The sequence below is a fragment of the Cohnella sp. WQ 127256 genome (assembly GCF_024519285.1).
Taxonomy (GTDB): Bacteria; Bacillota; Bacilli; order Paenibacillales; family Paenibacillaceae; genus Cohnella.
The window spans coordinates 213,358-234,373 of sequence record NZ_JAMZCY010000005.1 but is presented as its reverse complement, the minus strand read 5'-3'; the positions used below and the strand labels follow the sequence as shown (position 1 = coordinate 234,373).

The 21,016-nt window shown below is 44.5% G+C and carries 19 protein-coding genes; 4 read left to right on the top strand and 15 right to left on the bottom strand.

The genetic code is table 11. From position 1 onward, the window contains the following. Positions 1 to 22 precede the first annotated feature (22 nt). Positions 23 to 967 carry an N-acetyl-gamma-glutamyl-phosphate reductase gene (gene argC / locus M1K58_RS16125; protein WP_256759879.1) on the top strand — a complete coding sequence of 315 codons (945 nt, stop codon included), beginning with the start codon at positions 23 to 25 and terminating at the stop codon, positions 965 to 967. A 95-nt stretch (positions 968 to 1,062) separates the two neighbouring features. Here argC and M1K58_RS16120 read toward each other — a convergent pair whose 3' ends face one another. The 7 genes from M1K58_RS16120 to M1K58_RS16090 form a co-directional block, all read right to left on the bottom strand. Beyond that, positions 1,063 to 1,899: a phosphotransferase family protein gene (locus M1K58_RS16120; RefSeq protein ID WP_256759878.1), complete on the bottom strand. Its 837-nt coding sequence runs from the start codon at positions 1,897 to 1,899 to the stop codon at positions 1,063 to 1,065. A gap of 216 nt (positions 1,900 to 2,115) precedes the next feature. Beyond that, a complete protein-coding gene (locus tag M1K58_RS16115; RefSeq protein WP_256759877.1) occupies positions 2,116 to 2,835 on the bottom strand; it encodes a DUF6199 family natural product biosynthesis protein in 720 nt (239 codons plus the stop codon). A gap of 63 nt (positions 2,836 to 2,898) precedes the next feature. Continuing rightward, entirely contained in the window at positions 2,899 to 3,327 is a 429-nt protein-coding gene (locus tag M1K58_RS16110) for a hypothetical protein (RefSeq protein ID WP_256759876.1), read from the bottom strand. 151 nt (positions 3,328 to 3,478) lie between these two features. Continuing rightward, positions 3,479 to 4,387, bottom strand: a complete 909-nt coding sequence (locus M1K58_RS16105; RefSeq protein ID WP_256759875.1) for a glycoside hydrolase family 43 protein — start codon at positions 4,385 to 4,387, stop codon at positions 3,479 to 3,481. A gap of 263 nt (positions 4,388 to 4,650) precedes the next feature. Continuing rightward, positions 4,651 to 5,097, bottom strand: coding sequence for a DinB family protein (locus M1K58_RS16100; RefSeq protein ID WP_256759874.1), 447 nt, complete (start codon positions 5,095 to 5,097; stop codon positions 4,651 to 4,653). Next, positions 5,094 to 5,990 carry a cation diffusion facilitator family transporter gene (locus M1K58_RS16095; protein WP_256759873.1) on the bottom strand — a complete coding sequence of 299 codons (897 nt, stop codon included), beginning with the start codon at positions 5,988 to 5,990 and terminating at the stop codon, positions 5,094 to 5,096. Before M1K58_RS16095 ends, M1K58_RS16100 begins: the two co-directional genes overlap by 4 nt. A gap of 292 nt (positions 5,991 to 6,282) precedes the next feature. Then, positions 6,283 to 7,263, bottom strand: a complete 981-nt coding sequence (locus M1K58_RS16090) for an aldo/keto reductase (RefSeq protein WP_256759872.1) — start codon at positions 7,261 to 7,263, stop codon at positions 6,283 to 6,285. A 164-nt stretch (positions 7,264 to 7,427) separates the two neighbouring features. Between M1K58_RS16090 and M1K58_RS16085 the strand changes: the two genes are divergently transcribed. Next, positions 7,428 to 8,597 (top strand): hypothetical protein, encoded by a 1,170-nt coding sequence (locus M1K58_RS16085; protein ID WP_256759871.1) that lies wholly within the window; start codon positions 7,428 to 7,430, stop codon positions 8,595 to 8,597. A gap of 63 nt (positions 8,598 to 8,660) precedes the next feature. On the opposite strand, the gene M1K58_RS16080 is transcribed toward M1K58_RS16085, so the two are convergent. The 8 genes from M1K58_RS16080 to M1K58_RS16045 form a co-directional block, all read right to left on the bottom strand. Next, on the bottom strand, positions 8,661 to 8,966 hold the full coding sequence (locus tag M1K58_RS16080) for a hypothetical protein (RefSeq protein WP_256759870.1): 306 nt from the start codon (positions 8,964 to 8,966) through the stop codon (positions 8,661 to 8,663). After that, positions 8,963 to 9,259, bottom strand: a complete 297-nt coding sequence (locus M1K58_RS16075) for a hypothetical protein (RefSeq protein WP_256759869.1) — start codon at positions 9,257 to 9,259, stop codon at positions 8,963 to 8,965. Before M1K58_RS16075 ends, M1K58_RS16080 begins: the two co-directional genes overlap by 4 nt. Further along, positions 9,259 to 9,591 carry an alpha-helical endospore appendage domain-containing protein gene (locus M1K58_RS16070; RefSeq protein ID WP_256759868.1) on the bottom strand — a complete coding sequence of 111 codons (333 nt, stop codon included), beginning with the start codon at positions 9,589 to 9,591 and terminating at the stop codon, positions 9,259 to 9,261. The genes M1K58_RS16075 and M1K58_RS16070 overlap by 1 nt, the downstream gene beginning before the upstream one ends. 28 nt (positions 9,592 to 9,619) lie before the next feature. Beyond that, positions 9,620 to 9,910: a nucleoside-diphosphate sugar epimerase gene (locus M1K58_RS16065; protein WP_256759867.1), complete on the bottom strand. Its 291-nt coding sequence runs from the start codon at positions 9,908 to 9,910 to the stop codon at positions 9,620 to 9,622. Between the two features lie 249 nt (positions 9,911 to 10,159). Next, the gene (locus tag M1K58_RS16060) at positions 10,160 to 11,563 is read right to left on the bottom strand and encodes a glycosyltransferase family 2 protein (RefSeq protein WP_256759866.1); all 1,404 of its coding nucleotides are present in this window, start codon (positions 11,561 to 11,563) and stop codon (positions 10,160 to 10,162) included. A gap of 58 nt (positions 11,564 to 11,621) precedes the next feature. Continuing rightward, positions 11,622 to 12,347, bottom strand: a complete 726-nt coding sequence (locus M1K58_RS16055) for a sugar phosphate nucleotidyltransferase (RefSeq protein WP_256759865.1) — start codon at positions 12,345 to 12,347, stop codon at positions 11,622 to 11,624. A gap of 18 nt (positions 12,348 to 12,365) precedes the next feature. Continuing rightward, positions 12,366 to 13,244, bottom strand: coding sequence for a glycosyltransferase family 2 protein (locus M1K58_RS16050; protein ID WP_256759864.1), 879 nt, complete (start codon positions 13,242 to 13,244; stop codon positions 12,366 to 12,368). Between the two features lie 262 nt (positions 13,245 to 13,506). Next, positions 13,507 to 19,473 carry a WIAG-tail domain gene (locus tag M1K58_RS16045; protein WP_256759863.1) on the bottom strand — a complete coding sequence of 1,989 codons (5,967 nt, stop codon included), beginning with the start codon at positions 19,471 to 19,473 and terminating at the stop codon, positions 13,507 to 13,509. A 175-nt stretch (positions 19,474 to 19,648) separates the two neighbouring features. Between M1K58_RS16045 and M1K58_RS16040 the strand changes: the two genes are divergently transcribed. Then, on the top strand, positions 19,649 to 20,014 hold the full coding sequence (locus M1K58_RS16040) for an ArsR/SmtB family transcription factor (protein WP_372339173.1): 366 nt from the start codon (positions 19,649 to 19,651) through the stop codon (positions 20,012 to 20,014). 227 nt (positions 20,015 to 20,241) lie between these two features. After that, positions 20,242 to 20,871 (top strand): DUF1796 family putative cysteine peptidase, encoded by a 630-nt coding sequence (locus M1K58_RS16035; RefSeq protein ID WP_256759862.1) that lies wholly within the window; start codon positions 20,242 to 20,244, stop codon positions 20,869 to 20,871. The last annotated feature ends 145 nt before the right edge of the window (positions 20,872 to 21,016 follow it).

Here is a 21,016-nt window from a genome sequence, read left to right as displayed (position 1 = left end):
TTGATTGATGAGGGGCGAAAAAATGGAATATAAAATATTTGTGGATGGTCAAGAAGGTACAACAGGACTAAAGATACATGAGTACCTGTCTAAGATTTCTAGCGTTGAAGTAGTCAAAATTGAGTCAGAGTTGCGCAAGGATAACGATGCTCGTAGAGCAGTACTAAATGAAGTAGACCTAGTCTTCCTTTGTCTCCCAGATTCAGCTTCAAGAGAATCGGTAACGATGGTAAGTAATAAAAAGACAAAAATAATCGATGCAAGTACTGCTTTTAGGACGAACTCGGCGTGGACATACGGCTTACCAGAATTACATAAAAATCAAAGAAATAGAATCCAAAATTCATCTAGGGTATCTGTCCCAGGATGCCACGCTACAGGCTTTATTTTAACTACGCACCCTTTGGTAGCTGAAGGAATTATACCGAGGGATTACCCTGCGTCCTGTTATTCGCTTACAGGATACAGTGGTGGAGGTAAGAAACTTATATCTGAATATCAGAGTTCAAATAGAGAACAGCTTTTCGCCCCAAGACATTATGCACTTAATCTTAACCACAAGCATCTTCCAGAAATGCAGCTATATTCCGGGTTAAACGCTGCACCAATATTCACCCCAATAGTCGGAAACTATTATCAGGGTGATGCAGTTACTATCCCTCTCTTTCCAAGAATGTTTACAAAGAACGTAACGGCAAGAGATATTCAAGAAGTGCTTGCCTCGTATTATCAGGATGAACGATTTATTCGAGTTATGCCTTATGAATCTGAGGCATATCTCGAAGACGGTTTCTTTAATCTCATGCAATGTAATAATACAAATTATTTAGATATATTTGTTTTTGGTCATAAAGATGAAATATTACTTATTTCTAGATTTGATAACCTGGGGAAGGGTGCATCAGGGGCAGCTATTCAAAATATGAACATTATGCTCGGATTTGAAGAAGGGTTAGGGCTAGAGTAAGAAAAGTCGAACTGTACTTTGTGTTTAGATATATTACGGTGAATAGTAACACATTATATTGAAGCACGATTGTCTCAGTAAAAGCTCTAAAATTTCTAGACCAGGCATAGCCTTTGCCGGATCATAGTAGCAAGTTTGGCTACTTGTTCATCCAGTAGGGCGCCAGATGCGATTGAACGTGCGGCGGCCGGAACGTACCATGACCTTATCTCATCCTCTGTTACTCCAGACAACCGACAATACTCATCAATAATAATGTCGTATGCCACTTTACGTGAAGCTTGAAAGAACTGATCTACGGCAGCAGGAGTTTCTGGGGGCAAAACGGCATACTCGATCATCACGCAAACCTCTGCCACATCCGCTGCCGGGTTGCCAATTGCAGCATGCATCCAATCGATCATAACTGGTTTGCCATCTCTCAGTATCAGATTACCGGGATTCGTGTCACCATGGCAAAGCATACTTTTACCAGGTAAAAGGTCAATATAATGATGAATTGCTGATATCTCATCTATGGTAAACATTGCAGGATGGCCAATAATCGCTTTTAAGTTCTCTTTTTGATCGGTAACGATATCGAAGGTGGTTGTTTTATGAATATCATTCAGTGCTCTCGCATATATTCGCAGGTCACTGTCCGCTTCGTCAAAATCAATACTTTGAAACGTATTCAACCCTTCAAAAATTCGATTTATGATCGTTTCTCCGACTACTTTTTCGAAAATAATTCCGTGACGGCCTTCCCATATCACTTGTTCGAACGGTTGAGGTACTTGTAATCCGCTCTTCCAAGCTACAGAACTGTTTCGATACTCTAGCTGAACTGCTTCTGAGGTCGTGTTCGTATGAAACAGCTTGACCACCTTGTCGTTACCCTCCCATTCATAAACTTCGCAACTTGAGCCCATCGCTATACGATTTCCAAGCATCGCTAGTTCCCCCTCAATTCATTCTCTTTTGTTTTCTTTCAATAAATAGCCAAGTGGAATAAATTAACCAAAAAACAATTGGAACCACTAACACATAAGGTCTCTGATTTGTTGGAAGAAAATAAAACATAAATAGCCCAATTAGTAACATAGGTGGCATTAGAATGAAATATTTCTTTTTATGTATGTTCATCCCCTCCTTTATCATACAACGATTTATTTTAAAGATAGCAAAAGGCCCAGCCCACAAACAACCATGCCCCCGACTGCACCTGCTTTAGTCATGAAAAAATAGAAATCGGAAGGTTCGGGATCAACAACCCAAAGTCGATACGATAATTTAAATAGAAATCTTTGAAATGCTTCTTTTCGGAACACGCACCAACAGTAAGCAAAAAATAAAATTGACAATATAAATAAAAATACATTTCCTTGTCGCTCATGATATTTGTCATAAGCAGCTGTTACCAGACTGCTCGGATGATAATACTCTTCGCCGGGAGAAAGTATCCTTTCATTGTTTGAATAAGCTTGAAAACCAAGCACAACTTCGCCATTCTTATCGTACGCCAGAAGAAATCCGGAATGGTTAACATCCTCTACTGTATAAACGTTACCGCTAGGATAGGTAACAAGGTACGTTTCCTTATCCCCCGTTGAGCCAAGCTCTTTCAGCAAGTATGTATCCTCGTCTATTTGTAATTCCTTAACATCCCGACTATTGTTGATCCGAATTGGCTTGCCGAACCAGGCTGTATATTTAGTAATCAGGGTAGATTGAGCAGATTTTTCCGAATACTTCTTGTCATCTAGGTAAAACACCTTTGTACTAAAATAATTGTAAGCCCACATTGATGTGACAGTTACCACTACAAGTAGCACTATCATTTTTAAGATGAAATTCCTGTTTGAGAGCTTGAGTTTCACTTCTTTCACACCCCTCATGGAAATCATTTCGAATGGTGCCCCATCCTGATACTTCTTCAATTATTGTGGAAATTACTTTTTATATCTTTTTCTAACGAGAAAAAGACCCAAAATAGCGAATAGAGAAATAACAATCCAATTTTTCACTGCACCGGAGTTATCTTTATTCTCTCCTTCGAATTTCCCATTTCGGATTGCTTTTTTATAAGTACCCTCTTTATGTTGGACTGCTATCGCTGCGTCTGTACTAATCCCTTTAATAGAATAATAATTAGTCCCTTTCTTATAAGCGTTCGAGAAATTACCAGTATAGGTTGCCATATCAGAATACTTAGTCACATGCCCAATCTTACTACCTATTTCTGTTACATACTCATCACTTACTACATAAGCATAACCATGCCAAACGACAAATTGATTAGCCCATGAAGTTGCTGATAGCTTACTCGGAAATATTAAAGATGATATTAAAATCAAGAAAAGCAAATGCTTAATCTTCATCCAATCCTCCCCTTATCTTAAAATAGACGTCTAATATTTGACTAAGTTTCACTATGCTCCTTAATTAAAGCAAACTGCCTATAGCGTAACGAAGGACTGCCAAATGGCAGTCCTTCGTTACGCTATAGTTCGCCGTTAGTATAAGGTATTTTTATTGTTGAAACCCGGACGATCCCTCATCGACCAACAGAAGTCCATTGTTGTGTTCTTTCACTTTTATGAACCGCGGTTTCTCCTTGTATCGATCGTTAGGATAATGTAAGGTATACATCCATTCCTTTTCCTTGGTTTGAAAGAGCATCCCGTGACCGCCATTTTCACCAAACAAGGGCGCTTTCTCATGATGCCATGCTCCGTCAAGCTCGCCATTATCGGAATACGCCACCCCAACCGCGTAACCTTTGGCTCCCCAACTAGACCAGAGCATGATCAACTTTCCAGATTCGGTTCGATATAAACATGGCCCATCAACAAAATAAACATCGCCATCCAATCCAAACTCCTTTTTTGCAAACGGGATCGGAACAGACCAGGGAGCTTCTGCTGCTTTGAAAAGTAACTTTGGTTCACCAACGCTTGTACGCAAATCCTTCGAAAGCTCTATGACACACATCTCTCCCTTCGGTGTATCCTGGAAAGAATGTCCGAAGATCATATAGGGGGTTCCGTCCTTATGAAAATATAGACTTCCATCCAAACAAGCCCATTCATTCGGAGTAACCGGTCCATCGCTATGAGGCATAAACGGTCCTGTTGGTGAGTCGGATACAAGTATTTGAGTCCCCATGTTTCGATGCTCTGAATTAAAAGTAGCTACCAGATAAAAAGCTCCCTCGTAGGAATAACATTCAGGAGCCCAATAATTTCGATCTGCCCAAAAATCTCCATTGTTCCGGAAAACTTCTATAGGACCCTCCCAGTTTTCGAGGTCTTCACTCACATAGCAATCAAATCCGTCTGCAAGCCCCCATGCTGTCGCACTTCTTGTTCCATAGAGGTAGTACTTCTCCTCATGGACCAAAATATACGGGTCCCTTACATTAATATCAGCTGTGTTCATCCATGTCACTCCTTATTATCAAAATAGAAGCGGTTAATCCCATAATCGTGGTCTGTCCGTCATTTCTCATTCTTGTGCGATTATCTTAATGTACTATGATCAATGAGCAGTCTGCCTCCCACGATCACGACTTTCGCTTTCGTTTTTCCTACTTTATCTGGATAATGGCAATAGAATATTGGAAATGACGGATGTCGAGGAATTCCACGAATCAGAAGGACTTGCTATAACGGAGTGGATGAAGAAGACTTACATCTAAATGACTATCTAACAAATAGAATATAATCCGTGCTAACGGGTTCAATACCGTCTGCTCGAAGTCGCGAATTGATCTGTCCTCGATGATACTGACCATGAAGTGCTACATGAGTTAAAATATCTCTTATAGATGTCTTAAACTCTTCCCCTTTACTATTTCTGTATGTTATCAAGTTATCTAGGTCACTATTTGCTAACTCAGTGAGAAGTGTTTTGAAGCTTTCTGCATTTTGTTTAATAAGTTTTGCACAGACCGCAATATCACCCTCCGACCAAATGGGCATTTGTGAACTATCCATCCCCTTTAATCTAGTTACCCATACTTGTTCAGCATTAAGAATATGAAGAAATAATCGTACCGGTTGGTCCTCAACTTCAACATTTTGCAAGGTTTCTAGAATGCGTTGATTAGCCCAATTCAAATGTTCAAACATGTTTTGGATTGTTTTCAAGCAATACCGCCTCCTAATTTATTAGATTCCACCGGTTCTATGTGAATGTGCACATGCGATATGTTATAAAGCTCATAAATTCTATTTTCAATATGTTCGGTAATGTCATGGCTTTCGCTTACGTTTAGCTCACGGTCTACGCCAATGGTCACATCGACCAACTTTTTGTTTCCATGGATACGAGCTTTGATATCAATAATCTTTTCCACTCCTGGTATATCGCGGATGGTTTGCCGTATGATTTGAAGCTCTTCATCGTCAAAGCCATCCGTAAGAGCATGAGATGAATCCCGAAAAATATCCCAAGCTGTTTTACAAATTATAACACCCACAAGTAGAGCCGTTAAAGGGTCAAGCCAGGGTAGGCCAAATTGAGAACCCACAATACCGATAAAGGCACCGATGCTTACAAATGCATCCGAACGGTTATCCTGTGCCGCTGCCATCAAAGCGTTACTATTTATTTTCCTTGCCAAGCGAACATTGTATAGATAGACAAAGTACATAACAATGGCACAAAGAACAGCTGTCCACGCGGCAATCATGTCGGGAGACTCCATACTCGGAACCCGAAACTTCATAACTGCTTGATACAGAACTTGAAGTCCTACTGCGAACATTATAAAAGATGCGATTAACGCAGCTACCGTTTCAGCTCGATAATGACCGTACCGATGGTTTCTATCCGGTGGCTTTCTTGATATTTTGAGCCCGACTAATACAGCTATTGAAGCGATAATGTCTGTGGCGTTATTTAAACCATCAGCCGATAAAGCTTCGGAGTTTGTGGAATACCCGATTGCTAACTTTAATGCTGATAAGCAGATATATGCAATAATACTTAACCATGCACCTTTTTCACCTTGCTTTATGTCATCATACGTATTTTCCATCTGTACCCCAACCCCACTCTCTATCCATGTCGATGACAATCATACTCGACCAGATATGTTTGGGTCTAGAGAAACAGTTTTGCTAATATCTATAAAAATAACTGTTAACAAACAATGTTGAGTATGTCCAAAAAATGCGACTAAAAGAACTTTTTTGAAATCTGTCGATTTTGATTCCGTATTTGAACCGATCATTCGCGGGAACGCCATAAATCTGTGTCTCGGACCGACTGCCTAACATAGAGCAAAGCCCCCCCGAAAGTAATTTCGGGGGGGCTTTTTAGCGAATATATCAAACTGCACCTGTTACCACATGTGGAACATACGGCTCTTCCAGAGATGCAATTTCTTCAGGTGTTAACGTAATCTGAAGAGCAGCTACCGCATCTTCGAGATTAGATATTTTCGTAGCACCAATAATGGGAGCTGCTACCGGTTGCTTCTGCAACAACCAGGCAAGCGCGATTTGAACACGGGAAACGTTACGTTTTTCAGCTAATGCTGCAACGCGCTCCACAATCAATTGATCCGTATTTGCAGTCGCATCGTATTTAGATTTCTGAACCTGATCGGTTTCGGAACGATGAGTTGTTTCCGACCAATCACGCGTCAATCTTCCTGATGCAAGTGGGCTATAGGGAATCACACCGATCTTCTCTTCCTTACAGAGAGGCAGCATTTCTCTCTCCTCTTCACGGTATATGAGGTTCAAATGATTTTGCATCGATACAAACCGGGTCCATCCATGTTTCTCAGCGATATGTAGCGCCTTCTGAAACTGCCATGCGTACATGGCAGACGCACCAATATATCTGGCTTTCCCAGCCTTTACAACATCATGTAAGGCCTCCATTGTCTCTTCGATGGGAGTATTGTAATCCCAACGGTGAATTTGGTACAGATCCACATAATCGGTTCCCAATCTCTTAAGGCTCTTATCCACTTCACTCATGATTGCTTTTCGGGAAAGTCCAGCCCCATTTGGACCTTCATGCATGCGGAAATGTACCTTTGTCGCGAGGACAACTTCATCACGATTGGCATAATCCTTAAGAGCCCGTCCAACAATTTCCTCGCTCGTTCCGTCTGAATATACATTCGCCGTATCGAAAAAATTGATACCAAGCTCCAAGGCTTTTTTAATAATCGGACGACTTTTCTCTTCATCAAGCACCCATGGATGAATCCAACGCTCTGCAACACCAAAGCCCATACAACCAAGGCAAATGCGGGAAACATCCAAACCGGTATGACCAAGCTTCACATATTCCATTTGATTAATCTCTCACTTTTCAATAGATTTTGTTTCCAAGCAATCTTTTAACACTTCATATTCAATGTGAATTTACACCTGATTACATAGACCTATTCGTAGATGGAGTGGTAGAATTTTCTTGTAACAAACAAACCAAACAATCAACGTGGAGGATTCAACAAATGAAAAGAGTAATGGGTCTAGTTGTTTTTTTATGTTTATTGCTTAATTCAAACGTGACAGTACATGCAGCACAGCAAACGGCAGGTTGGAAACAGGCTTATAAAACCAAAATACTTAACTATATCCATTCAGACAATTGGGGCCAAGATAGCGAAATAGCCTTGTTTGATATCGACCGGGACGGTGTGCCAGAGTTATTCACTGGATCATCGTACCGGTTGAGTAATCACATCGCGACAGCTTACTCCTTCAAAAAAGAAAAGATCCAGACGCTAACTTTAAAGGGACCAGGTCAGAGCGAAGCAGGAAAGCTTGGATTTGCCGATTTTCAATTATTTAAAGAAAAGAAAACAGGTAAGTACAGAGTCATTGCCCGTGACTGTATAAGTGGTGCATCAAACGGGACTTGCGGTGAGTATATCGTCCAATTAGCGGGCGCGACCCTTACAACAACAGAGATTAGCACACATACACAGAGTGATGAGAGCGGAGACAGCTATACCTTTTTGGGCAAAAAGATAACTAAAGCACAATACGATGCCAAGCAAAAGAATTATTACGCGCAATTGACGAATATGCAAATGAAAACAACTAAGCTATCGGGTAACCCTGATATGCTAGATGCTACACAAGCTTATTATGATCTAGCCGTTAATAAGTATCTGCAAATCGACAGCACAGACAAGAAAAAAATATACAGTAGTGCATCGGCATTCATAAAAGAGTACAACAAGCCCAAAGAAGTGTTTGATCAAATGACGATAGATCAATATACAATCAAAAAAGTCGATGGGTCCGATACGCTAGTCGCGAATCTCTATAACGGTACGCTCACCGGGGCAATCAATGCCGATAAAAGCCTTAGGAGTATTACGGTGCGACAAAAGATGGCGTTCCCTACACAACAGGAAATTAAAGAGGCAGATGAAGCCGGTATGAGTGCAACCTTAGATGCAAGAATGGGACACATTCTTATAAGTACCGGTATCCTATACACACTTGATCCTAAAGGTATTGACGCCGATACTAGTAAAATACAGGACTGGATTCGGGACCTCCCTAATAATAAATCAAGTAAAGCCCTTTCGCAAAAGTTCATCATTAATGGTTTCGTATATAACATGATAGTGAAGGATGGATTTTTTAACCTAACCGTCACCAGAGCTTAAGTGTATTGTTAACGAGGCTGCCGATCCATGTCGGCAGCCTCGTTCTGTTTGCATATTGAACGATCAAATCTGTTGCTCATACGCGATTTGATGACCATCCTCAAACCCTTGCGAGAAGCCTGCGTCGTACCCTACGTTATATGTCTGATTAAAGCCCTCATTGTAAGCTGAACCGCTTCCTCCAGCCTGCCTTCTTCTTTTCCCTCTTTGTTGACGGCGGGTCAGAACCTTCCGGGAGCGAAGCTTCCCTTTATAAGATCGCGATTTCCCACGGCTGATATTCTTCCCTGTTTTCTTGGTGCTTCGGCTTGAACCCGTCTTTTTTCTTCCCCGTTTAACCGCACGTGATGTTCGCAATTTACTCTTCAATCCGAGACACCTCCAGTGTTCCGATGACTTGGCTTTATCCTATCAGATAGCCAAGGAGAAGCTGGCCTCCCTTGAATCGGTGGACGCCAGCTTGTTCCAGATACCGTTCGTAGCAAAGCTCCCTGCATACCAGTCAACACACGAACATGCTCATGAAGAGTTGCCGGAGATACACCAGCAGCATCCGTTACATCAGCTACATTTTCCAATATTTTCGCCAAAGCTTCTTGGCTTCTAGATATAGCACCCATAAGCTGAAGCTTTATCTCCCATTCCCGCTGCAGCCGGTTCATCAGTCTTGATCTCCAGAGCCCATTCCTCCGAACATGGAAGCCATACTATCCGAATCATTATTGTCCGGATTAATTATGACTTTCATATTGCGGCTTAGGCCGTTGCAAAGCTTGGTTAACCCTTCTATGACCTCGATATTCTGTTCATTAAACTGCAAACTAGTAGACAATTGATCACTATGGTCTGGGTAGGTACCATTCGCAATATGGGTACAAAGCCAATTACGAACCTTCTCGGCCTCAATCGCTTTTGCTTCCAAAATCAAAGCTACATTCCATTGCATCTTTGCAATGGCTTCTAGTGTAACTTGATAGGCTTCCTCTCGGCTCAACCCTCTTCCCCCCTTTCCATAAAAACCTTTATTCTTCGTCTTCGGGAGTTCCCATCGCTTTCACGACATTAGTCAAGCTGTCCGCGACGGCTTCCTGAAAATCTGCAAGACTGTTTAAATATGAAACCACATTTTTCGTTACGTTAGATGAACTATTCAATATCCCGTCAAGATCGGTAAATTGAGGATTTTCATCCGGCAACATCTGAACCAAATGTGCCATGCGCACGGCCACATGCCTCTTTGCATCCAAAATCCTGGCCATATGCTGATGTGATTTGGACAAATGAACAACGATCTCAGTTAACAACTCCTGCATGATTGACGCATCCTCCATCCCTCAACGAAATATGATTCACATCATTCATGTATGCAAACATCTATTCACATACAGCATATGCCGCCATTCTGCGCTTGCCACTGAATCAACATCCCCCTCGTAGTAGTCGCTTCTTAATCTGATCCAATTCCCGATTACAGCAAATCAACACAGAGTTTGGAGGTCATAATAAATGCTGCCTCATCTGCAGCTCTCGAAGAGAGCTCCAGTTAAGACAGCATTATTTAATCATAGAACCTGATGTAGTATTGGTGGTGAAATCACTGGAAGTCCTTGAACCCATTGGTCTAGCATTTCCGATGCTAGCGCCTTAATCGGCTTTAGATGAAGATTCCATGCCTGCATAACTGCCGAACCGATTACGCATCTTGCTTTACCGTCTTCCATGTGATAGATTCTCCCATCTGAAAGTATAAAAATCCCAGACTCCCTACCGTTTTCATCCGCTACACCTCTCCAACGTCGTTCAACCTCCTCGGCGTTGATAGGCTCTGCTAGTGGCCAGCGACGAAGGTCAATCTGTGACACCCGAACACTGGGCACTGTTAATACTCCTTCCACCAACCTCCGCTTTCCTTGTTCTATCCAATAATAATTCGCTCCAATTGCATGAACGATCACATGCTCTGGATAGAAATGTGCCGAATGGGCTAGCGGACCCTGTTGTAGATCAACATGCTTACGTACGTGATGAATCCAGTCATAAGGATTACGCCACTTCTCCAAAAAATAAAACTCGTTCCGAGAGTTTACTTCTTGGAAACGATCTCCTAATGCCTTCATACTTACACTACCGAAGTGATGAATAAAAGTATCCTGTGCCATCACTAGACTTTTGCCGAGAAAACGTACGCGGATATTATAATCATCATCCTCGAAATTTCCGATCTCAAAGCCTTCGTCGAAATACCCAATTCCCTCGAACAGTTCCCTGCGGAACAATAAACAAAATCCGGTTAGCCGATCAATCCGACGCCAACGCGAAGGGTCTGACTGGTTGTTCTCGCGAGCAAATTTCGGCATATCTGCTATATCCTCATAGGGAACGTTAATCTGCTGTTCTCCGCTTATATAATTGGTAATGGGTCCGACCATTCCAATTCCTTCATCGCTATTCAAGCAAATGAGCAGATTATTTAGCCAGTTTTCGGTAACCAACGTGTCATTATTAAGTAACAAAATGGTGCGACCTTTGGCCATCATCATTCCCTTATTGATCGCGCCAGCAAATCCGTGGTTTTTTTCCAGGATATGAAACCGTACTTGCCCTCGCAACTCCTTCAAATAGGCAGCAGTACCATCCATTGACGCATTATCCACAATGATGATCTCGTAGGGGATATCCGTATTTGCAATAATGCTATCGATACATTGCTTAAGCATATTTAACTGATTATAGGTTGGGATGACGATGCTCGTTCCCTCGAATATTGTCGGGAACTTCTGAATCCCAGAATGTACCCCTTCACAATACCCTTCTTCGTACCCTTCACGATAACGGATTTGACGAATATCTGCTCTCTGAGGAGGAACAGGCTGTCTGCGTCGGAGCTTGATCCTAGATCTCTTCGGATCAGACCGAGAAGACTTTCGACGTTTCATACGTACTACTTTTATCCTTGTCGCTGCCATCCACCCACCTCCTTAGGGTACTAATGATTACGAGCGTGTTGCTGCGCAACATAATAGATCAAGCGATTGTCCCGTTCAATTTCCTGCCAGCAGCTTCCAAAGATTCGAATGTGCCCGCATCCGTCCACCATCCTGTCATCTCCAGATAGGCAAGGCGTCCACTCTGTGCATATGCATTGTTAACATCCGTAATCTCTAGCTCCCCTCTCCGAGAAGGTTTGATTCCACCGATCAAATCGAATACTTCGGTATCGTAAAAATAAATGCCTGTTACGCAATAGTCGGATAACGGTCGCTCAGGCTTCTCCTCGATGAGTATAATCCGCCCGCTTGTTGCATCCAACTTAGGAACGCCATAACGGCGAGGGTCTTCGACTTTTTTAAGTAGTACCATCGCACCTTCAGGCTGATTCATAAATTGTTCGTAGCTTGGTCGTAGGCTTTCCTCGAACAAATTATCGCCAAGGAGCACAACAAACTTTTCCTTCGGAGATAGGATGGGACGTGCCAACTCCAAAGCCTGAGCAATACCTCCAGCTTCCTCTTGTACTCGGTACATGATAGACACACCCCAATCCCGGCCGCTACCGAGAACTTCCGCAAAGCTCCCCAGCGCCGCCCGGTTGGTTACGATAATGATATCTCGAATACCGGCATCTCGTAATTTCGTTACTCCATAACAGATCATGGGATACGATCCGACCGGTAACAAATGCTTATTCGTCCAGTAGGTTAGCGGTTTAAGGCGCGTTCCCGTTCCACCTGCCAGTATGACAGCCTTCACTGCAATTCCTCCTTGTAGTTAGGAGCCTAGGTATCTCACAACCCATCTTTGACGTACTCCGTCATCATAACCGCCCCTGAAATCCGTTTTACTTAGCCACCATTGAATCGCTTCCAGATGGTCACCCACGATAAGCGGCTCCAAAGAATTTTTACGCTCTCTCTTCGTGCGTACTGGATTTAACAAGCCAACGTTAATCGGAATTACCCGCTCGACCTTTAGCCCTTCTCGAATAGCCATTGTATGCGCCATTGGAGGCACAGCCAGTGCTTGGGAACCTACGACTGAGAGTGCTTTCCGGCTAATAGCATGGGGGATGGCCGTCATCGAAGAGCCTTTCAGATCGGGGCGCCCGAGCAGCGTATTTAATGTATGCTTGGCAAGGACAACACCGTGGACAATCCTTTTGTTAACTGGACCTGAATAATCGTTGAGCGCTATATCAGTCCCCTGAGCGATAGCATGGACGAAAGCTTTAAGCTTAGTGGCGGAAATGACCATGTCGGCATCAATGAACAGCATTACATTACCCTTTGCTTCCCTTGCACCGATTGACCTGCCAACATCGTGACCCAGTGGGCGATCATAGACAAGCACTTTGGCACCGCTTTTCCTTGCAATGTTCAGCGAGCCATCTGTCGATCCATTCACAACCACGATAACCTCAACTTGAGGATGAACCCTGAAGGCTTCCCGAATAACCCTTCCTAGCGTTCTTCGCTCATTCATGACTGGGATAATAACGGATACGTATGGAATAGAGCTTGATTCGACGGAGGACCGAAAAAAATCTTGTTCGTTTATGGAAACTGGTCTCCTATACGGTATTTTACGCCCGCTTCTCGCAAACAACGACTTATGGGAGCGAAACCCGCTTCTACCGATTTTGTTCGCCAATCTATTCACCCCCTCAGGCTCGGCAACGGTATACATGACATTGTATGTGTAACGTGTCCTTTCGCAACGGCTTACGTACAGTCATGATCGAGAGTCTTCGCAAGACGAGATTCTGGAAAGAATAAACTAGCATTCTCTAATCACATAACAAAAAACAGCCTACATCCTTACGGATGTGGGCTGCAATCGTTCATGACGAGAAATGGTGACTTAAATGAACTTCAATCGAACCTTCTCTACTAACGATTTCTCGTACTATTCCTCACCCTGGCGCAACATTACCAAGAGCAATCCATTGTATTTGCCCTCTGGGCTCTGGCCCTACGCGAGTTCGTAAGATGATGAGCTCGGCTCCTTGCGGACTCTTACTTCCGAGGATACAACTACAGGAAGGGTGATCCGACATTGCGATCAACGTATAAGAATCATCCACGAATGGCGAAGAGAATTGTACGCTTAAATGCATGGACTCCATCCCACCGTGGAAAGCGTACTCCTGATTTCCGAATAACAATCCAACACCTGGTAGCTGTGCCACTACGGGAAGAAATGAAAGCTTAGCTCCACCCACACTTCCATCCACTAGATGTTCGCCTGTTATGCTGCTAGCTTCTAGCTTAGCTCCACCCACACTTCCATCTACAAGATGCTTGCCTGTTACGCTCCCAGCTTCTAGCTTAGCTCCACCCACACTTCCATCCACTAGATGTTCGCCTGTTATGCTGCTAGCTTCTAGCTTAGCTCCACCCACACTTCCATCCACTAGATGTTCGCCTGTTATGCTGCTAGCTTCTAGCTTAGCTCCACCCACACTTCCATCCACCAGATGTTCGCCTGTTATGCTGCTAGCTTCTAGCTTAGCTCCGCCCACGCTTCCATCCACCAGATGTTCGCCTGTTATGCTGCCCGCTTCTAGCTTAGCTCCACCCACGCTTCCATCCACCAGATGTTCGCTTGTTACGCTGCCAGCTTCAAGTCCCTTATGTGATTCAGTTGGATCAGTAACAACCATTTGTGGCTGTTGCAATCGCTCAAGCTTTTGTTGCAGTTCAACGGAAAGTTTGGAGCTACTTACGCTACCATCCACGAGCAATAATTCCGTAACGGATTGTGGCTTAAGATGGCTGGTAGTTATCGTTTGTTCCCCAAGATGATAGCCAAGAATCGAGCGCGGAATGATATGAGTGGAACTAATGCTTCTTGCGGAAATTTTCTCCGCGTTAATCGCTCCTACCGCTAGTTGGCTCGCTCCGACACTTCCATCACTCAGCTTGTCGCTCGTGATTGACCCGTCAGCTAGTTGTTCCGTTCCAACCGATCCCAAAGCCAATTTCTCTGCGCTGACAGCACCATTCATGATTCGTTCCTCGGAAATTTGCTCTCCAACGAAAGATATATACTGGGCTAAGGGGTCAGAGAGATTTTCTACCGTCACGGCACCAAATGCTAACTTCGTATTCGTCACTGAACCATCAGCAAGATGCTTCGTTATGACACTGCTTTCCGCAAGCTTCTCTGACGACACTACGCCATCTAACAATTTTGCACCTGTAATGCTTGCATCAGCCAGTATCGACTCGGTCACCGACCCCTCGGCGAGTTGAGTCGTGCCTATGGTGCCGACCGCAACCTTATCCGAAGTTACAGCTCCATCAAGCAGCTTTACTGTCGTCACGCTTCCGTCAGCCATTAGGTCTGTTGTTACCGAACTTATCGAGATTTGACTGGTCCCAACACTGCCACCTGCTAGCTTATCGGTCGTAATGACACCATCCATGAGCTTCGCCGATGTCACGCTTCCGTCTCCAAGAATTTCCTCGGTTACAGAACCCACGGATAATTGATCCGTTCCGATGCTACGAATAGCTAACTTATCAGATGTTATTGCTCTATCCGCCAGCTTCGCTCCGACTACGCTACCCTCGGCTAGTATATTCGAGGTCACCGAACTGTCGATGAGATGGATCGTTCCAATACTGCTTTGTGCCAGCTTTTCCGACGTGACCGATCCATCTTGCAGCTTCGAGGCAGTTACACTTCCGTCCTCCAGTATTACCGATGTCACAGAGCTTAGTGCTAATTGCAACGGCCCGACACTTCCAGCAGCAATCTTATCCGCGGTTACAACGCCATCCCTTAGTTTCTCACCCGTTACACTTCCATCAGCCAAAATGTCCGATGTCACGGATTCCAACACCAATTGGCTTGTTCCGACGCTACTACCCGCAAGCTTGTCGGTCGTTATCACTCCATCAATGAGCTTATCGGTTGTTATGGCTCCATCCGCTAGCTTCGCTCCACTTACGCTTCCCTCGGCTAATATATCCGCTGTCACGGATCCATCGATGAGTTGAATCGTTCCGATGCTGCTTTGTGCCAGCTTCTCTGAGGTAACTGATCCATCTTGCAGCTTCGAAGTCGTCACACTTCCGTCCCCAAGTATATCCGACGTCACGGAACTGAGGACTAACTGCACTAGTCCGACGCTTCCCGCAGCTATCTTATCCGCGGTCACAACGCCATCCTTCAGTTTCTCACTCGTTACACTGCGATCAGCCAATATTTCTGTCGTCACCGAGTCCAATACCAGTTGACTCGTTCCAACACTACTTGCGGCTAGCTTATCCGTCGTTATGACTCCGTTAAGGAGCTTATCGGTTGTAATACTCCCGTTCGCCAGCTTCTCGTTGGTAATCGCACCGTCAAGTACTTTGGCTGCTATTACACTTCCGTCTCCCAGAATATCCGTAGTCACTGAGCCAAGTGCCATCTGCTTCGTTCCTACGTTTCCATCCGCGAGCTTCTCCGATGTTACCGCACCGTTAAGCAGCTTTTGTGCAGTAACACTATCATCCGCGAGAATACTCACGGTCACTGAGCCTTCTGCCAATTGTTCCGTACCCACACTTCGCTTAGCCAGCTTCTCGGTCGTTACAGCACCTTCATGCAGCTTAGCATCCGTTATACATTGGTCCGCGAGTCTATCTTCCGTTACCGAGCTTAACCCCAATTGGCTTGTTCCTACACTGCCAAATGCGAGCTTCTCTGAAGTAATCGCGAGGTCATTTACCTTATTCGTCGTTACTGAGCCATCTTTGAGTTTAACCGTCGATATACTATTATCTAACAGCTTTTCCGAGGTTACACTCCCATCCGATAGCTTTGAATTAGTGATTAATCCGTCAACGAGCTTATCCTCAGTGATCGATTTATCCTTCAGGTGAACCGCGCTGACCGCATTCGGCTCTAATCTTTCGGAATCGATACGACGTTCCCCGTTCTTCGCTAAATCAAGTAAATCGGGTGCAAGGTGGGAAACGGACACCGTGCCTTTACGTAAATGAAAGCCATGTACGGCTTCTGATTTCAAGTGTTTGCCGCTGATGCTTTCGATTTGCAGATGCTCGGTGCCTACGCTAAGAGAAGCCAATTTCTTGGATGTCACGCTTTCCTCAGCCAACTTAGCCGAAGTAATTGCCCCCTTCGCAATAGAAGCTTCTTGGACGCTTCCTTTTGCCAAATGTGCAGCCCCAACGACGCCTTCTCGGATATGGATCGCATCAATTAAATCGGATTGCAGATGAACGGACGAAATGGCTTTGTCACTAATATGAGACTCCTTTACGGAACCTCCTTGCAGCTTGCTGCTATCGACACTATTAGCCGATAGTTTTCTAAACGTTACGATGTCATCATTAAGATGATTCTCATGGATACTTTTCTCCGCTAAATGTACTCCTAGGACCGCTTGTTCCGCTAAGTGTCGGCTTGCAACCGTGTTAGAGGCCAAATGATTCGCTTGGACCGAACCCTCACCGATCTTATCTGTAGTAACAGAGCCATTCTCCAATATCGAAGTAGTTACTGCCCCATCTGTAAGATGGGTTTGCTTAATGATTTTAGGCTTCAGATGCTTAGAAGCAACGACGCCCTCCGCTAACGACCTAGTGGTTACTGCTCCGTCCTGTATGGCCTTTTCGTAAACCGCGTTATCAGACAGCTTCGCAGAAGTAACACTGTCATCCGCAAGCTTCGCGGAAGTAATCGCCAAATCCGCTAATTTATCCGTCGAGACAGACTCAGGGGATAGTTTTAAGGATGTAATTAAATGATCGGTAAGATGATGCGAAAAAACCGCCCGTATGCCAAGCTGGCGTTCCCCAACAGCTCCTGGAGAGATATTTTTTTCGGTTACGGCTTCGATTTGCAGTGCAGCCGTACTGACCGATCCGTTCCCTAGATGAATCGACTCTACTGCCCCTTGCCTAATATGGCGACTATCAACGGAGTCCATTGACAATGAGCCACCCATGACTGATTCTGGTCCGAAGTGGTGCGGTTTCAGCAGACCTGCAGCTAGCTGCTCAGATGTTATGCTTTCCGCAGACAAATGTTCGGTTTTTACAGATGCCAGTTCCAAATGTCGGCTTCCAACCGACAATTCTCCGAGCTTGGAGGAGTTAACCGCTCCATCCGATAGCTTAGAGCTCCCGATCGCTCCATCAGATAAATGCTGAGATTGCACCGCATCTTTCGCGAGCTGCCCAGCGCCGATCAATCCTTCCTTCAAATGCTCTCTTCTGATCGCTTGTGCAGACACATGCTTGGTTTCTATAGAATTATCCGCTAAATGTCGCGATTCAACGATTCTGTCTGCTAACTTATCGGAAACAACACTACCTTTGGCCACATGTCTTGTCTGTACTGCCTCATCAGCTATTTTGCCTGAGACGATACTTTGATCCGCAATTTTTGTAGAGGTGACTGCTTGATCCACAAGCTTAAGCGTAGTAACGGATTGATCAGCTAACTTAGACGCCGTTATCGCCTCATCCGTCAGATGCCTAGTCTTTACGGCCTCGTTTTCGAGATGATCTTCTTTTACCGCTGCTGCTTGCAGATGCTCGGATTGTACCGTGCCGACCATTAGCTTGCTTCCCGATACGGATCGATCGGCTAATTCGCGTGTACCGACGGTTCCGTCCACGAGATGCTCCGCCGCCACGGCGCGCGGAGCCAAATGCTTTCCCTGCAACACGCCCAAGGCTACATGATCTGCAAGAACAAGGCCCTCTGTTAGATGCTGTGTTTCGATCGCACCCCGTGCTACTTTGTCCTTAGATACTGCGCCATCACGCAGCTTGGAAGTAGTTACGGAGCCATCCGCCAATTTGGATGTATCGATGCTTTCATTTGCCAAATTCTCACTGCGGATAGAGCCGCTGCGGATTTTTTCTGAGGTGATGATCTGGTCTTGCAGCAATTCCGAAGTTATGATCGATAGGTTTAAATGCTTGGACTGTATGGATCCTTCAGCAATTTTGTCTGAACTGATCGTTCTGTCGGCGAGTTTTGCCGAAGAGACACTACCATCCCGTAACTTCTCGCCTGTGATCGATCGATCGCGAATCTTCTGTCCAGAAATCGAATTTTTGGTTAAATGATCCCCAACTATGGATTCTGGAGCAATCTTCGATGAGGTTACAGAGCCGTCAGCCAGTTTGATAGCCGTAACGGAAAAATCCGCAAGTGAATTCGTTGCTACGGAATCTGCCGCCAAATGCATAGCATTAATCGCAAACGGAGCCAGCTTCTCTCCAGTGATCGCTTCATCCGCGATATCATCCGTATATACGATTGGAGCAGGACGCGAAGGCATCCGTTTCTCTTCCAGCCTGGAGTGGCGAGCTTCTTTATCCGATGGCTCTTCCACAACATTCACCACAAGAGACTCAGATTCAGATACTTCATCATTCAACATCGCAACCAAAGTATCCGTTAATTGCAGGTTTTCAGATTGCATCGATTCAACAACGGCCACAATATCCGGAATTGCATCCACCACAGGTAATTCAATAGCTTGAGGAAGGGCTGTTGCGATCGCTATAATTTCCTCCGCTTCATCTGTCGTTGAGACAAATTCTGAGGACAACGATATTGTGGTTACCGGAGCCACGCTTTCTTTAGTCACAGTATTCGGTACCGATTGCGAGAGACTTCCACCACCCGATTTGGCGTTTCCGTTTACGCGCCCTTGTTTGCTTTCAGCTTGGTCTGCAGTTTGTTTTGCAGGTTGCTGTGCTAGAGCAGCCGATCCGTGAACGGAAATCTGATTGGCCTTCGACTTTTGCATATCATCTAGCCATTTCAGCTCGAGATTATTTGGATTGTCGACGTAATAAAGCGGCCGGCGCGATTTGGGTGTCTTACTTGCCCGTTTCTTTTTCATGTCCCTCTCCTTCCTGATCATCGAAATCTTAAGTATCATATGCATTCACCCATAGGCACGTCACGAGGTTGGGCGACTTTCCCTATCACAATTACATCTCTGGCTATATTTCCGTAGTTAACCAGTTGCGTTATAATAGTGGGACAGTTGTAACATGTGATAAGGGAGCTTAATCATGGATAAGCAAATGCTCGAGCATTCTGATATAGGTTGTACCCATTCTAATATCCCATTGCCGGAAATCAAGTCACGTATGATTAATGATCCATCAGCAGAACGGCTTGCCGAGTTGTTCAAAGCGTTGGGTGATCCTACAAGAATTAAGCTGATCGGTGCCCTCCTACATCAGGAGCTCTGCGTTCATGATTTATCCGTATTGTTAGAAATGGGGCAATCGGCGGTCTCGCATCAGCTTCGGTATTTAAGGAATATGAGAATGGTTAAGCGCAGAAAAAGTGGTAAAACCGTCTTTTACTCCCTGGATGATTCCCATATCGAACAAATCTTCTTGCAAACCTTGCAGCATTTAGAACATAGCTGACACCCATCCAAGACAACTCATACGAAAAAACGTAACGCCCGAAAATCCAATTCCGGGCGTTACGTTTTTTTAGTTTTTCAAGAATGAACACCTCGTCTGTCATTTCCCCCTGATTTGGGCTTCTCATCATAAATGGGTGCATGTAGCCGTGACGCGCCTATCATCACCTATATATACTGATAAAAATTGTCGCCACCTGATCCAGAAAAAGTCGAGGAGTGAATGGGATGAAATGGAATGACTGTGCGGGTGCGTACGAGGCATTTGTTAGCTTGGGGGCAACCTGTCAAACCGCTTATCAGTTAAGAAGGCTCAATTTGAGGAAATTTGCCGGACCATTGGATTGGTTTATCTCACGTTCCGTTCCGAATGTGACCCGTCTAATCCGTAATCAATTTAATGGACTTATGGAATTTAATCAACTCCAGGTTATTGGAAGGGAGCCCGAACACTACATAGTTAGAGATAATGGCTATGACATCATTTCTTATCACGATTTCCCATTGATATACCGCTGGAGCGATGCTTACCCCGATTTCAAACAAACCATAGATCGTCGTGTCAAAGCCTTATTTTCAGCCGCGAAAAGAGGTCCCATTTGCTTGGTCAGAATCGACACAACCAAGATGGAGGCGCACCAGCTGTATACCGCATTAAATAAGATCATACCCGGTAAATTCCGTCTCCTCATTGTTAACAACATGATTCTCAATCAAGAAGTGAGGCACGAGGATTGGGGGCTTCCTAATATTTGCTCAGTCTCTGTGTCACGGGGGGCAGATTGGAAAGGATCCGACCGCGCATGGGATGAGATCATGAGTGATTTCAAGCTGAAATCCGATAAAATATTAACATAATCATATATAGACGATGGTGCCATTTACACGGTGCCTTCGTCTTTTATAATGTGAACCCTTTCACATCGTATCATGAAAATACCCGTTTACTTTTCCCAACTTCGGGCGTATATTAATTACAAATAAAATGTTGCCATAGGGAAAA